General features: G+C 40.0%; 11 protein-coding genes. 8 read left to right on the top strand and 3 right to left on the bottom strand.

Annotation, left to right across the window (positions count from 1 at the left end; genetic code table 11):
* Positions 1-245: 245 nt before the first annotated feature.
* Both BFL47_RS09700 and BFL47_RS09695 read left to right on the top strand, forming a co-directional pair.
* Complete coding sequence (locus BFL47_RS09700) at positions 246-974, top strand: hypothetical protein (RefSeq protein ID WP_069659599.1); 729 nt, start codon at positions 246-248, stop codon at positions 972-974.
* Entirely contained in the window at positions 866-1,804 is a 939-nt protein-coding gene (locus BFL47_RS09695; RefSeq protein WP_245681342.1) for an SDR family oxidoreductase, read from the top strand. The genes BFL47_RS09700 and BFL47_RS09695 overlap by 109 nt, the downstream gene beginning before the upstream one ends.
* Positions 1,805-1,840: 36 nt before the next feature.
* On the opposite strand, the gene BFL47_RS09690 is transcribed toward BFL47_RS09695, so the two are convergent.
* Positions 1,841-3,232: a M56 family metallopeptidase gene (locus tag BFL47_RS09690; protein ID WP_069659598.1), complete on the bottom strand. Its 1,392-nt coding sequence runs from the start codon at positions 3,230-3,232 to the stop codon at positions 1,841-1,843.
* Positions 3,229-3,597 carry a BlaI/MecI/CopY family transcriptional regulator gene (locus BFL47_RS09685; RefSeq protein WP_069659597.1) on the bottom strand — a complete coding sequence of 123 codons (369 nt, stop codon included), beginning with the start codon at positions 3,595-3,597 and terminating at the stop codon, positions 3,229-3,231. Before BFL47_RS09685 ends, BFL47_RS09690 begins: the two co-directional genes overlap by 4 nt.
* Before the next feature lie 205 nt (positions 3,598-3,802).
* On the opposite strand from BFL47_RS09685, the gene BFL47_RS09680 reads away from it, so the two are divergent.
* The 5 genes from BFL47_RS09680 to BFL47_RS09660 all read left to right on the top strand — a co-directional run bounded on the left by BFL47_RS09680 (position 3,803) and on the right by BFL47_RS09660 (position 12,476).
* Complete coding sequence (locus tag BFL47_RS09680) at positions 3,803-4,162, top strand: hypothetical protein (protein ID WP_139125802.1); 360 nt, start codon at positions 3,803-3,805, stop codon at positions 4,160-4,162.
* A gap of 698 nt (positions 4,163-4,860) precedes the next feature.
* Positions 4,861-6,318, top strand: a complete 1,458-nt coding sequence (locus BFL47_RS09675) for an IPT/TIG domain-containing protein (protein ID WP_069659595.1) — start codon at positions 4,861-4,863, stop codon at positions 6,316-6,318.
* Between the two features lie 15 nt (positions 6,319-6,333).
* Positions 6,334-9,411, top strand: coding sequence for a SusC/RagA family TonB-linked outer membrane protein (locus tag BFL47_RS09670; RefSeq protein WP_069659594.1), 3,078 nt, complete (start codon positions 6,334-6,336; stop codon positions 9,409-9,411).
* Positions 9,412-9,422: 11 nt separating this feature from the next.
* Positions 9,423-11,477 carry a RagB/SusD family nutrient uptake outer membrane protein gene (locus BFL47_RS09665; protein ID WP_069659593.1) on the top strand — a complete coding sequence of 685 codons (2,055 nt, stop codon included), beginning with the start codon at positions 9,423-9,425 and terminating at the stop codon, positions 11,475-11,477.
* A 15-nt stretch (positions 11,478-11,492) separates the two neighbouring features.
* Entirely contained in the window at positions 11,493-12,476 is a 984-nt protein-coding gene (locus BFL47_RS09660; RefSeq protein ID WP_069659592.1) for a DUF4973 domain-containing protein, read from the top strand.
* Between the two features lie 174 nt (positions 12,477-12,650).
* Here BFL47_RS09660 and BFL47_RS09655 read toward each other — a convergent pair whose 3' ends face one another.
* Positions 12,651-14,000, bottom strand: coding sequence for an RNA-binding domain-containing protein (locus BFL47_RS09655; RefSeq protein ID WP_069659591.1), 1,350 nt, complete (start codon positions 13,998-14,000; stop codon positions 12,651-12,653).
* A gap of 215 nt (positions 14,001-14,215) precedes the next feature.
* Between BFL47_RS09655 and BFL47_RS09650 the strand changes: the two genes are divergently transcribed.
* Positions 14,216-14,524, top strand: coding sequence for a hypothetical protein (locus BFL47_RS09650; RefSeq protein WP_139125801.1), 309 nt, complete (start codon positions 14,216-14,218; stop codon positions 14,522-14,524).
* The last annotated feature ends 169 nt before the right edge of the window (positions 14,525-14,693 follow it).

Genomic DNA, 14,693 nt, shown 5'->3' with positions numbered 1-14,693 from the left:
TCCCGCGATAAGTCCCACCTAAACGTCCATAAATGGGACTTATACCTGATTAGACAGGGTTTGTTTGAGGTTTCATTAAGGGGAATTTAAACGGATTAGCTAATCCGAAATCTCTGAAATGTGGGTTTAAGAAAAATCTGCTGTTTCCTTACCCTTTTCTGTCTTTGTTAGGAAGTTATGCAACCACTTTACTTTAAGGTTTTAATAACGATTACCTTACCTCCCTAATATAAAAAAAACCTATTATGGCTCATGTAGATAAAAATGGAATGATACGCGGTAAAGCAGGCTCCGTTATATACCGAACTTACGGCAAAAAGAACCTTATTCAAGGCAAGCCCAAAGCATTTAAACAAACGCAGGAAAGTATTAAAACTTCGACCGAATTCGGGCTTTCCAGCTCGACTGCGGCCATTATTCGCAGGGCATTTGATCCGGCCTATCTATTTCGGGATGGGGCTGCCGTTAGTCGCAGCACCCGTTATGTATACCACAGCATCCGCAACAGTGCCAGCGCAGCTGTAGGAAAACGGGATCTGCACGATGCGGACCTGTCTTACCTGAATGGCATGGAGTTTAATGTGGACAGCCAGCTGGCCGATGTGCTCCGTGTAGTACCGCAGGTATTGCAGTCTGCCGAAGGAAAGATTTCTGTCACCCTTCCTGAGCTGAACACCCAAACGGACATCAAAAAGCCCAAATGGCTCAACGAGCAAAGTAACAAATACCGCATCAGGCTAACCCTGGTGGCCTTTAACTTCCGGGAAGAGTACTATGAACATCTGGATATCCAGGATATTGATTTGGATAAGTACGATACACTTGCCGGACAAACGGTTACCTTTAATGGCACGATCAATCCAGCATGTATACTGATGGTCTGGATATCCAGGATATTGATTTGGATAAGTACGATACACTTGCCGGACAAACGGTTACCTTTAATGGCACGATCAATCCAGCCTGTATACTGATGGTCAGCATGTCGCTGCTGTTTTATAAATATGTTGATGCTACACAGGAATACGTCCTGCTAAACTGCAAAGCCTTCAGTCCTTGCGCCATCATCGGCACCTTTCAATCTCCTGAGCCTGCTGATTATCCTAGGGCCGCTGCTATCGCTTATGCACGTGAAGGTGCGGACGTAGCCATTAATTATCTTCCTGCTGAAGAGCCGGATGCCCAGGAGGTGATTGCCTTAATTAAGGCTGAAGGCCGGAAGGCAATAGCTATTCCAGGGGATCTTCGTGATGAGGCTTTCTGTAAACGATTGGTCGAAGAGGCCCTGCATGGTCTTGGTGGTTTGGATATCATTGTTAATAATACGGGAAGGCAACAAGCCCATGCTTCGATTCTTGATATTTCGACGGAACAATTTGACTGGACGATGAAGACGAACATCTATGCTCCCTTTTGGATTATTAAAGCAGCTCTTCCATATTTGCAGCCTGGGTCTGTTATTATAGGAAGCACATCTGAGCAAGCTACCGATCCATCAGAAGATTTATATGATTATGCGCAGACCAAGGCAGCTACCACAAATTACGTAAGGTCGCTTGCCAAACAGCTGGCACGAAAAGGTATTCGTGTTAACGGAGTAGCACCTGGACCAATCTGGACGCCTTTGCAAGTTAGTGGAGGAGCCACTCAGGAGAAATTAAAGGGTTTTGGAGGCGATACACCTCTTGGAAGACCTGGTCAGCCTGTAGAACTTGGATCTATTTATGTCCAGCTTGCTGCAAGTGACGCTAGTTATGCAACCGGACAAATTTATGGTTCCGCAGGAGGAAAAGGAATGCCTTAAGTAATAATATATTAACGCTAAATCTTAACTCTATTTTCAATCAAGTAAAACCTGCTTAAGAATAGGGCTAAGATTCAGTTTAATTGTACCTGCTTTTCCTATTTCATTTCCTACGGCTAACTGAGCTAAACCTGTATACTCCTTGAGAATAGAATCATATGTTGAGCCTATTCCTGTAATATTCTGACTTTTCCGGTTTATGGTGATGTAAGCTGCAGCTAATTTACAGACTGCTTTATTTGTATCCACAAATTGTAAATGGGCATTTCCAAAAAGATAGATTAACATATTATCCTTGCTGAATTTAATAGAATCTGAAGCAGAGTAACTTATTTTATCCATTATTTTCGCACTGGTACTTTCGGCTTCTATTATGCTGTCAGAGTGTAGAAAAATAACTGTTAAAGCCGGTTTAATTTTCCCATTTCTCTTTAAGTAAGAATCATGCCCTTTTTTATTCGCAGTACTTAAAGAATTCTCCATGAGTACTGCATTTTCAGTTTTTAATTTTGATATAACAGTTTTTGCCGTATGATTAGGAACAGTTTTATTGCTCTTTTTGGCAAATACGAAGCAGCTTATTACTACTAAGGGTAGCGCAAATAAATAGGTTAGCTTTTTCATCTTACATGTAGGGTTTTTAAATAGTATTGAGATTCTTCTCTTTATAGGAACCATACTGAATTCATTGTATAGCGAGGGGTTATTGTTGCTACTTAAATAAAGGATCAAAGCAGCATAATCGCTTTTGTTCTCCTTTAGTGTAATGATTTGATCTACTTCATATTCATGATTTTCATTTATTCTTTTAATGTATAAATAAATGAATGGATTAAACCATAATACGGCCTGTACCACTTGGGTAATTATTATATCTATGGAGTGAAAGCGCCTGGTATGTGCCAATTCATGAGCAATCACCTGGTGAATTTCGGTATCATTTAATTCTTTATTGTTAAGGAAGATGTAACTGAAAAATGAGCCGCTATTCAAACTCTTACTTGCTTTTAATATTTTTACGCCTTCAACTATCATTTCAACTTTAAGTCTTTTGATTTTTAGAAGGAGAAGAAAAATTGAAATGATCAGCTTTAAGCAAAACAGCCCGCTAATAATAAAATAAAGGATAGGTAGCCATTCTTGCCATAGTAATGCGGAATGAGTTGGCTCTTTAAATAGTATTATATCCCCCGTCCTTATGCTTGCTATCGGGTTAGTACGTATTATAGAAGATGTTTTAATGGGAATTACAGCAGATAAACGAGCAGAAATAGTAATGGCAGGAATTAAGAAGCTTGTTAAAAGAGATAGTAATAAAAACCAACGGTTAAGAGTAAAAAAGGTTACCTTACTTAAAAATAGCTGGTAGAATAGGAAGAATATTCCTGTACAGACTGAAACTTCCAACAGGTAACTTAATGTTCTCATGGCCGTTTGTTTAGGTTAAATACATCTTTTATTTTTTCTATATCCTCTTTTGAAAGGTTTTGCTCCTTAACCATAAAAGAGACAAGGTTTTCTGCGGAATTATCAAAGTAACCGGACAGTATTTTTTTAAAGGAGGAATTACGATAATCAGACTTTGAAACTAAAGGAAAATATTCATAAGTTTTCCCGTAGGCTTTAAAACCAATATAACCCTTTTTTTCAAGGAGGCGTACTACTGATGATATCGTATTGTAGGGAGGCTTAGGGTTGTCACTTAATGCTTCAAGAATATCCTTAACAAACGCTTTTTTTAATTTCCACATGACCTGCATGATGCGCTCTTCCGTTTTTGTTAATTCTTCCATGTGTAAATATATAACTGATAATGCAGTTATACAACTTAATTTTCAGTTATATCGTAATTGTGTATTTTCAAGAGGTGATTTATAAAGTGTATCGGTAATAATCAGGACTGGATAACCTCTGTAATGCGGTCTGTTTATATTTTAATTAATTTAGCTTTTGGACCTTTAAATAGCCCCTAAGCAACCAATAGACTCATCTTCACCTATGTCTTTATTGAAAACCTTTTACGCCGCTTACCTATCAGCGTATTGCAGTATGCCCGAAGGCTTAGTACCCCGACTTGTGGCATTGCGTAAAGCACATTTAATGCCTAGTGCACTGATGCAATTTGAACAATCAGCGAATGAGTACAAGTTAGATGGTCAGCTTAACTATGATATATTGATCGATGATTTTGATTTTGACTGTTTATGGATCCCTTCTATGACGTATAAGCAGGTGGATCAAAATACTTACCAGATGCAGTATACGAAATTTTCTCATGTGAATACTATTACCATTGGAGTGGTAAAGCAAGGGAAAGAATATAAGATTGATAAAATTCAGATAGAAAAAATGAAGTAACTACTTTAAAGATCAATATCCGTCTTTTTAGAGGTGTCTGAAACACACGTTTATTCATAATATTTAATTTAATTTATTTTTAAGTGATATATAAATTCCCTTTATGGATAGTGTCAAACTTCGAGACGATTTGAGGAATTATTGAGATAAAAGGGCTAATTATAATCCTGCTAAATCCTTTTCTTTGCTTGTATAAATTAATTGATGCTGATGTAAGGAAGCAATTAATTGATTAAGCAATCAATAAAATAAACCAATAACATATGATAACAACTCTACATTTTTCAGGCTGAGATACTTCACCTCTTTCTCGTACTAAACAGGCTTGACCAATTTCAATTGTTGATGTTTCTTGGTATGGTGCATACCCTACCAGTTTTGACCGATATGCAAAAATGAATAGATCAGCCTTTTAAATTCAGCCATTATTAATCACAACGGCAATAAGCCGGAATTTCTAAGTTATTTTATACCCAATTAGTCATGAATCAAATCTCCATTATTAGCTGGAAGCGCGAATCGTTTCCTTAGCTCTCTCGGTTCTCTGTGCTTACAAGTTGCCCGAATTAAGTAAAGGCGTGGCTTACGAGGATCAGAGATAAGCCAAATTATCGCGGCTATAGGTCGCTCTGTAGTTGACAGCTACTTTATAAAAAGCTGGAGTACAAATTTTAACCAATAATCATATTTTATTTTTTATGAGAGCTAATCAGAAAAGAGATAGTCGGCTCCTATGCTGGATGCTATCTGCCTTTATCGCCTTAACTTGTGTGATAGGGGGCTGCAAGGATGACAACGGGAGTAGTATCGCAGATGCACTTCCCTTCGACCCATCCAAGCCTGTCGTAGTATCGAATTTCAATCCTAAAGCGGGAGGTATGGGACAACGTCTTGTCATTTTTGGAAAAAATTTCGGAAATGATCCCGATAGTGTATCGGTATTTATAGGAGGCAAAAAGGCAGTTGTCATCAGCGTGGAGGGTGAATCACTCTACTGCCTGGTCCCGGGAAAAGCATACAGAGGCGACGTTGAAGTGCGCGTCGGAACTAATGACAAACAAGTTATTGGCAAGACAGATATGGTTTTTGACTATCAGCGCAAGCTAGTGGTATCAACTGTGATCGGATACAGAAATGACAGAGGTGACGAACCCTGGATGGACGGAAAATTCAAAGATAAGGATCAGAATAAAATGGCGAGTGGATTCTGGAATCCCTCTACCATGAGATTTGACCCGTTAAATCCGAAACACCTTTGGGTGGTATTTGATGGTAACAGGGGACTTTACCTGATCAACTTCGAGGATAGCACCGTGACTCAGAAGCGTACGGATCTTGAGCGTCCCCGTAGCCTTGATTTTACTCTTGATGGCAAGTACATGATCATTGCGGAAGATCGCGGTGGAAATGATGAGGCGTCAACCCAATTGTTATCGCGAGAAAATGATTGGCAGGATAAAGAAATATTGACAAAATCCAGGCAGTGTAATGGCGCAACCGTTCACCCGGTTAATGGTGAAATGTATTATAATAGCTATGGCAGCGGAGAATTTTTCCGTTATGACCTGAATCAATATTTCAATGGAGGACTTGGATTCAAGGGTGACATTCAATTTGTGGTTCAGGATCCGGAATGGGAATATAAGGTTTTCATACATCCATCCGGAAACTACGCATATATTGTCGTCATTAACAAGCATTATATTCTTCGTTGTGATTACAACTGGGAAAAGAAAGTATTCAACCAACCCTACCTGGTATGCGGACAGCTCGGAGCTGCCGGCTATGAAGATGGAGTAGGCTCAACTGCCCGTCTCAGAGTTCCTTATCAGGGCGTGTTCGTGAAAAATCCGGCATACGTTGCTCAGGCAAAGCCTGATGAATATGATTTCTATTTCACAGAATTGGACAACCATGACATTCGGATTTTAACGCCTCAAGGAAGTGTCACAACCTTTGCGGGGAGAGGCAGTTCCAGTATCAATGGTGATCCATGGGGGTATGTCGATGGTGATTTGAGAAAGGAAGCAAGGTTTGACAGGCCAACCGGACTTGCATACAATGAAGCAGAAGGTGCCTTTTACGTTGGAGACTACGCAAATCGTCGTTTTCGTAAAATAGCCCTTGAAGAAGTAGATGAAGTAATTAAAAAGTAATCAGTAAATAGAATTATGAATAAATTCTTATTAACCTGTATGTTGCTTCTCAGTGTCACTGTAAGTGCTCTGGCTCAGGAAATAGTAGAAGTAACCGGCGTTGTTGCCGATGTAAAAAAAGAACCTTTAATTGGTGTAACTGTCGGTGTCCCCGATGCTCCTGGCTTGGGTACAACTACCGATGTAAATGGAAAGTTCAAAATCAAAGTGGAACGATATAAGAAGCTGAGATTCTCATACGTTGGCTTCGTAACTAAGGAAATACTTGTAAAAGATGCTTTCGTTCTTAATGTAACGCTTGTAGAATCAGAATTGAGCGTACTGGATGAAGTAGTCGTGACAGGTACAGGTGTTCAAAAAAAGCTAACGCTTACTGGTGCCGTTACTTCAGTAAATATTGCAGATCTGAAATCAAATCCGACATCGAGTCTTTCAAACGCACTGGCCGGAAACGTGCCGGGAGTTATGGCCATGATGCAATCGGGTCAGCCAGGAAGGAACGTCTCTGAATTCTGGATCCGGGGGATCTCTACCTTTGGAGGTGGATCAGCAGCTTTGGTCTTAATAGATAATATTGAGCGGAGCCTGAATGAAATTAATATTGAAGATATCGCATCCTTCACCGTACTTAAAGATGCGGCGGTTACCGCTATTTACGGCTCAAGAGGAGCAAACGGTGTTATACTGATTACCACTAAACGTGGTAAGGATGGCAAGATTAACATTGACTTGAAAGACGAAACCATTTACAATACCCGTACGATTACACCTGATTTTGAAGATGGTGTGACATATAGTAACCTGTTAAATGAATCGCGCATTACCCGCAATCAGCCACTTATTTATCAGCCTGAGGAATTGGATATCATGCGGTTAGGTCTGGATCCGGATTTATATCCTAATGTGGACTGGAAAGATCTATTATTGAAAGACGGTGCCATGACTTATCGTGCCAACTTGAATATAAATGGAGGGGGACCTACAGCGCGTTATTTTGTTTCTGGTAGCTATGTAGACGAGGGTGGAATGTACAAAACGGATGAAACGCTGAAGAAGGATTACAGTACAAATGCCAACTTTAAACGCTGGAACTATCGTGTGAATACGGATATAAACATTACGAAATCAACGTTATTGCAACTTGGTATAGCAGGCTCTCTCGATACGCGTAACAGTCCTGGAATCGGTGATAATGATTTTTGGGGCGTGCTTTTTGGTTATTCTCCCATACGTACACCAGTTATGTATTCCAACGGTTATGTACCAACAATAGGGACGGGAAATCAGACGAATCCCTGGGTGGTTGCTACGCAAACAGGATTCAATCAGAATTGGGCGAACAAGATACAGACCAATCTTGCTTTGGAGCAAAATTTCGACTTTATTACAAAAGGCCTCCGTTTCAGAGGAATCTTTGGCTTTGACACAAACAATTACAGTGATATTCAACGAATTAAATGGCCAGAGCAGTGGCGTGCTGAACGTGCCCGCACGCCAGAAGGGGCACTTATATTTACGCATGTTTCCAATCCAAGTGAATTGTTCCAGAGGAGTGGTTCAAATGGCGACAGGCGCTCGTTCCAGGATCTCATGTTCAATTACGACCGGGGTGTTGGAAGCCATAATTTCGGTGCCGTAGCTAGGTTTACCCGTGACGCATTGATTAGAACGGTAAATCTTGGCGACGATATTAAAAATGGAATATCCAGACGAAATGAAGCCTTGGCCGGGCGCGCGACTTATAATTATAAGTTCCGCTATTTTGCTGACTTCACCTTCGGTTATACCGGTTCGGAGAACTTTGCTACCGGGCAACAATATGGCTTTTTCCCTGCGTTTTCATTTGCCTGGAATGTGTCGGAAGAGAAGTTTATCAAGGACCATGTTAAATGGATTAATATGTTCAAGATCCGCTATTCCAAGGGTAAAGTGGGTAATGATCAGTTGGGTGGTGACCGCTTCCCTTATTTATACTCGTTGGGAGAGGGTGCAAGCGGATATCAATGGGCCGATTACGGTTTTGACAGAGGCTTTGGAGGAATGAGGTATACTCAGGTTTCTTCTCCTTATGTGACCTGGGAGATTGCAACTAAACAAAATCTGGGCTTTGACGTCTCACTTTTTAGAGATAAGATCAACGCAAATTTTGATATCTTCAACGAAGATCGCAAAGGTATTTACATGGGGCGAAACTTTCTACCAGGAATTGTTGGTTTGGAAAGCACGCCTCGGGCCAACGTAGGAGCAGTAAAATCAAGCGGTTTCGAGGGACGTTTAGCATATAATCAGAAACTTGGAAATGTAAACCTTACTACCAGAGGCAACTTTACCTATAGCAAGAACGAAATTCTGGAAAGAGATGAACAAAATAACGTATATCCATATCAGAATGATGAAGGCTTTCGTGTAGATCAAGCAAAAGGACTGGTATCTCTAGGCATGTTTAAGGATTATGATGACATTCGTAACAGTCCGAGACAAAATTTTGGGACCTACCAGCCAGGGGATCTCAAGTATAAAGATGTAAATGGCGATGGTGTGGTTGATGATGGAGACCGTGTGGCAATTGGTGCTACCAGACGGCCCAACCTTATATATGGATTAGGCGCCTCTGCCAGTTGGAAATCATTGGATGTAAATGTCTTCTTCCAGGGTGCTGGTAAATCTACCTTCCAAACTTACGGAAAAACCGTATTTGCATTCAGCGAAGGGGAGTGGGGACAGGTAATGAAAGGTGTGATGGGAGATAACCGTTGGATTTCTGCTGATATCTCGGGTGATCCTGCTACGGAAGATCCTAACGCCTCCTATCCACGATTAAGTTTTGGTGGAAACGGCAACAACTTCAGAGAGTCAACTTTCTGGTTGCGTAATGGTCAATATCTCCGTCTCAAAACAGTAGATATTGGTTATAGACTTCCAAAGCAATTGGTTAACAGAATTAGAGCCAATAATATTCGTCTTTTCCTGGTTGGCAGCAATTTGCTTACCTGGTCAAAATTCAAGCTTTGGGATCCGGAACTTGCCAGTGCCAGAGGAGAAGAGTATCCCCTGCCTAAATCATTCACATTTGGCATAAGTGTTAACCTATAAATTTAAAAGAGATGCAAAAAAAGATATATTGTGTGCTATTGATTATAGTCGGCATGGGTATCATTTCTTCCTGCAAGGATGATTATCTAAAATCCGACCAATATTTCAAGGACCGGCTCACTACTGAAAAAGTATTTAAAAGCAAGGTGTACACAGAAGAGTGGCTGGCCCACATATTTTCCGAATTCGCAGGTATCAATGCTGATGTGGCAAGTAAAGGCAATACGCCTCATTGTTTTGCTGACGACATGTATTACGGCGATAGAGACCATGAATTTGATCCATCTAAGAATGAGCTTTCTTATAACTTGTTTAAACAAGGGCTCTACAACGAATACGATAAACAAGGCACCTGGTTTCAGTGCTACCGCGGAATACGCAATGCGTCCACTATGATTCAAAACGTGTATATGAATACGGAATTGAAACCTGTCCAAATAGAAGATTACCGGGGACAGGCCCGCTTTGCAAGAGCCTATCTTTATTGGCTACTTCTACGCAAGTATGGTCCTATTCCGCTATTGCCTGAGGAAGGAATTGACTATACAGAAAGTTATGATGAAATAGCGACTCCCCGTAGTTCATACGAAGAATGTGCAGCATATATAAGCAATGAAATGTTGCTTGCTGCAAAGGAAATGCAAGAACTGGGAATGAAACGTGGCCAGGATGCCTCTGCCCGCCCTACTTGCGGTGCAGCACTGGCAACTCGTGCCAAAGCTCTGCTCTACGCAGCAAGTCCTCTGGCTAATGGGAATAAGTCTGGCTATGCTGCCAAACTAACCGATGATGCTGGGAAAATGCTACTTTCTGCTGACTATAATGAAGAGAAATGGGCTAAAGCCGCTGCAGCAGCCAGAGATGTAATCGAACTGGGCGTATACGACATATACCATGTTCGTAAACAGGTAACTGGAACGGATGCCACAATTGCACCACCGAATGACAACAATTTTTCAGAAAAATCCTGGCCAGGAGGCTGGGCAGACATTGATCCTGCAAAATCATACGCCCAGGTATTTGATGGCACCCTAAATCCATCAGGAAACCCGGAACTGATATTTACAAGGGGCCAGAATCAGGCGGGTGAAACTATTGCGGATATGGTTCAGCACCAGTTGCCACGTTCCGCCACTGGCTGGAATGCGCATGGACTGACACAAAAGCTCGTCGATGCCTACTATATGAACGACGGGGCTGATGCTCCAGGGAAAGACAAGGAAATTGGACGGGGAAACGGTTCTGCACGTGTAACCGGTTATGTAACGCAGGAAGATTTCGATGCCGGCAGATATAAGCCCCTCAGACCAGGTGTTTCTTTACAGTATGCAAACCGCGAACCCCGCTTTTATGCTTCTGTAGCTTACAACGGCAGTTTCTGGACTTTGCTTGACGAGGAATTTCCAGAAAACAGGAACCAGCAGGTATTCTATTATCGAGATAATACCAAAGGGAATGGATTTAACTCTTCTAATGCATATTGGTTGCGTACAGGTTTTGGCATAAAGAAATTTGTTCATCCGAATGATACCTTTGAGGGAAGAAAAGGAGAAAAAATACGGCAAAAAGCTGAACCTGCTATCCGCTATGCAGATATTCTACTTGGCTATGCCGAGGCGCTAAATGAACTTGGTGGTAGTTACAACATTCCATCATGGCGTGGGGAAAACTATACCATCAGTCGTGACATTATGCAAATGCAAAGAGGTATTCAACCTGTCCGTATTCGCGGAGGTGTGCCCGACTATTCATCTAATGTGTACAGTGACAAGACTGAATTAAGGAAAACATTAAAGCGTGAACGTTTTACAGAGCTTATGGGTGAAGGGCAACGCTATTATGACTTACGCCGTTGGATGGATGCTCCTATAGAAGAGGCATTACCTGTCTATGGATGTAATATACTAATGAATTCCAACGAGCGAGATCTTTTTCATCAGCCAGTAGCCGTATGGTCGCTCAAAAGCACTTTTGCCGACAAGATGTGGTTTTGGCCGATTGATCCGAATGAGCTTAAACGAAACAAGCGGCTTACCCAGAATCCAGGATGGAATTATAACGATTAATAAAATATAAAGAATATGAAAAGATCATATATACAGCTCTTTCTCCTCACGCTGATAATAATCTGCGGCTCCTGCAACGACGAGTGGGAAGAAGAACAATTTAAAAATCTCATCTCATTTAAGGCACCTTTAGAAAACGAAGGGGTATCTAATATCTATGTTCGATTCAAAGATGATGTGAGTACCACATTCCAGCAGCCTATGGTAGTGAGTGGATCTAAAGCAAACGAAAAAGACTTAACAGTAAATGTTGCCGTAGATCCCGATACATTGAATGTGTTGAACTTTGAACGCTATCAGAACAGGGACGACTTTTATTACACTGCAATGAAAAGTGAGTATTTCTCCATTCCTTCAACGGTGGCGTTTAAGGCTGGCGAGAGCGTCGCATTAATGCCAATTAACTTTACACTTAAAGGTATTGACATGGCAGAGAAGTGGGTACTTCCCCTTACAATTGAGGCTGATCCTTCTAATAGTTACACAGCGAATCCCCGGAAATACTACCGGAAAGCAATCTTGCGTGTAAATCCCTTCAATGATTATTCGGGTACTTACAGCGGGACTGCATTGAAGGTAAATATGGCAGGCTATGAAAATGAAACTCCTACTGTTAAAAGTCAAATCAAGAGCTATGTCGTAGATGAGCATACCATCTTCTTTTACGCAGGAAACATAGATGAAGAGCGGCAAGATCGCCGCAATTATAAGATCTATGCAAGCTTCAATGCAACAGGTGGAGTAACCTTCTCGGCCGACAATCCTGCCATAAAGTTTAAGGTTAACAGAGATGCCAGTTATACTGTAGACGAGATGATGGACGCTGTTCGTCCTTACCTAATGCACCGTTATATAACTATCAACAACATTGATTATGAATATTCTGATTATACGATGGTTTCTAACTACGAAATCAGAAATAAGGTTAAAGGATCGTTGATATTAGAACGTAGATTAAACACTCAGATTCCTGATGAAGATCAGGCTATTGAATGGTAATTAAAAAAGAGGTGGCTTTGATAGCGTTACCGGTCTAAGAAATATCAGATCCATCAGCCAATGCCTGCGCTCCCATTTGGGCTGGGCTTTGGCTGATGGTCTGATTTATAAAGCAACATGAGACTCTATGAGCTTATACAGTTCTATTTATGTCTAGGGCAATATTCCATTTTTCTATCCTCTTTGAATATTCCAGTAGCCCCCTGTTCTAGGTGCTCCTTTAAATTCAATTTTGCCTTCAGTTTTTAATGTTTTGAGCCAGCGTTCAATGGTTTTTGCCGGAATATGCATTCTTGTTACAAAGAAAGGAACTCTTTTACCTGGATATAAATTTATTAAATTCAATAATTCATTAACACCCTCATTAACACCCTCATTAACACCCTCATTAACACCCTCATTTACATGCGTTGTATTGATTTTTTGTTCATTATAGCTTAACGATATTAAGAAGCCATTAGGTATCTCATCAAAATTCATTTGCATTGTCGAATATGACTGAATCTCTTTTCTTATCCTTAAAAAACCACTTCCGTATTTCTCAATATCACCTGTAAGGTAAAATGCTTCAGCAATCAGCTTATTGCGTGCGAAAGCCTGATAACTGTCCTTTTTTAAATCATCAATGGTTAAGTCTCCAAATAATTTTCCAGGATTAAAAAAAGTAATCTTGTTATCAAATACTTTTATTTGAACGTCAATAGGGCTTAAATAATCCCGGTGTATTAAGGCATTTAATACCAATTCTCTTAAAGCAGGCAGGGGATATTCAAATATCTCTGTTCGCTGGGTTGGCATTCCTTTAATTTCAAAAGCAACTTTAATTTGAGAGATCAGATATCGCATTGTTTCTTCTACCATTTCAAATAAAGTGCCGTTAAACATTTTATCATCAATAATATATGATGGTGTTTTAAAGCGGCCAAGATGGATATTATACCCTGTGTTTTCTTTCCCAAACAAAAGCCAAGCGGCATTGGTAATAGCTTCTCCTTTAATCAATTTTAGCTTTTCAAGGTTTTCTGGAATATCTCCTGTCAGTAAAAATCTATTGGTTATGTTTATTTTTTGTATGAATAGTTCAACTTTTTTAAAATCGAGGTCATCAATAGTTTTGCCATGAGCTGTATATGAATCCCAAGAAATTTGGAGTGATTGTAAACTGAGATCTGCTATTTCTAATACAGATAATTGATGATTAGCATTATTAACACGCTTAAAGTACCTGCCTTTAAAAGCAACCGGTTTAATAGGGAATTCATGCATATAGAATGATACAGCCTTTTTGCCTTTAATGTGGATAATTTGGGCATCGGGTATAATACTGGGCTGTGTTTTATTCTTTATTTCGTTTACCCATTTTTGAAGACTTTCAGTTCCGATGTTGAAGTCTTTTATTGGATTTCCTTTATCATCAATACCAATAAGAACCTTACCGCCCTTCGCATTTGTAAAAGCAACTAAACTTTCTATTACGGCATCTGAAAAACTGCTCTTGAATTCGGTATAATTATCTTCCTGCATTGAGTTTCTTAAATTTGTATTGTAAGTTTATAATTGAATGGGGAATCAAAACTACATAATATACTATAATAACAACAGTAATTAAGAAGTAGCATATATTGAAGTATTAGCATTGATTGGGTTATTAAATTGTTTTTAATATTAAGATAGCTTTATTATCTTTTTAATTATCTACACTATTATATCCTTTTGCTATTAAGATTGAGCATTAATTCTTGATATTCCGCATCAGTGGGGCTCTTTGTATGCTGAATCCGCATTTTATTTATCTTAAAATTATAAATAAATCACTTTATTTTCTTCCCTTAACAGGCTGTCGGATAAGCGTCCCTGCTTGTTGCCTGCGTATAGCGCCTGTTTATCCTGTTCAAAAGACTGCGAAAAACTTGCAGGACTGGGATAGAATGTGCACTTTTGCAATCCCAAAAGGAACGGGGAAAAGCAAAGCGCGAGGCGGAGCGGAAGATGAAGAGAGATGGAAAGAGGAGCTGGAAAAGAAAATCATTTTTTTCTTGCAAATATGAAAAAGCTTCTTACCTTTGCAATCCCAAATCGGGGATAACAAAACGCTGCAAGCGCAAGGCTTAAAGCACACAGGATTACAGGATTGAAACTAAGAATAACAGCTTAGAAGAAGCCAAATAAGATTGACATAATTCAAAAGGTTAAAACCTTAAATTGAAATATAGATTG

The sequence above is a fragment of the Arcticibacter eurypsychrophilus genome, assembly GCF_001730525.1.
Lineage (GTDB): Bacteria > Bacteroidota > Bacteroidia > Sphingobacteriales > Sphingobacteriaceae > Arcticibacter > Arcticibacter eurypsychrophilus.
This window is presented reverse-complemented; position numbering and strand designations above follow the sequence as displayed.

What these genes read in the sequence shown, in the direction of transcription:
- BFL47_RS09685 (WP_069659597.1), bottom strand. Translation starts at nt 3,597, where the DNA reads ATGGAAGAATTAACAAAAACGGAAGAGCGCATCATGCAGGTCATGTGG.
- BFL47_RS09680 (WP_139125802.1), top strand. Translation starts at nt 3,803, where the DNA reads ATGTCTTTATTGAAAACCTTTTACGCCGCTTACCTATCAGCGTATTGC.
- BFL47_RS09670 (WP_069659594.1), top strand. Translation starts at nt 6,334, where the DNA reads ATGAATAAATTCTTATTAACCTGTATGTTGCTTCTCAGTGTCACTGTA.
- BFL47_RS09675 (WP_069659595.1), top strand. Translation starts at nt 4,861, where the DNA reads ATGAGAGCTAATCAGAAAAGAGATAGTCGGCTCCTATGCTGGATGCTA.
- BFL47_RS09690 (WP_069659598.1), bottom strand. Translation starts at nt 3,232, where the DNA reads ATGAGAACATTAAGTTACCTGTTGGAAGTTTCAGTCTGTACAGGAATA.
- BFL47_RS09665 (WP_069659593.1), top strand. Translation starts at nt 9,423, where the DNA reads ATGCAAAAAAAGATATATTGTGTGCTATTGATTATAGTCGGCATGGGT.
- BFL47_RS09660 (WP_069659592.1), top strand. Translation starts at nt 11,493, where the DNA reads ATGAAAAGATCATATATACAGCTCTTTCTCCTCACGCTGATAATAATC.
- BFL47_RS09695 (WP_245681342.1), top strand. Translation starts at nt 866, where the DNA reads ATGTATACTGATGGTCTGGATATCCAGGATATTGATTTGGATAAGTAC.
- BFL47_RS09655 (WP_069659591.1), bottom strand. Translation starts at nt 14,000, where the DNA reads ATGCAGGAAGATAATTATACCGAATTCAAGAGCAGTTTTTCAGATGCC.
- BFL47_RS09700 (WP_069659599.1), top strand. Translation starts at nt 246, where the DNA reads ATGGCTCATGTAGATAAAAATGGAATGATACGCGGTAAAGCAGGCTCC.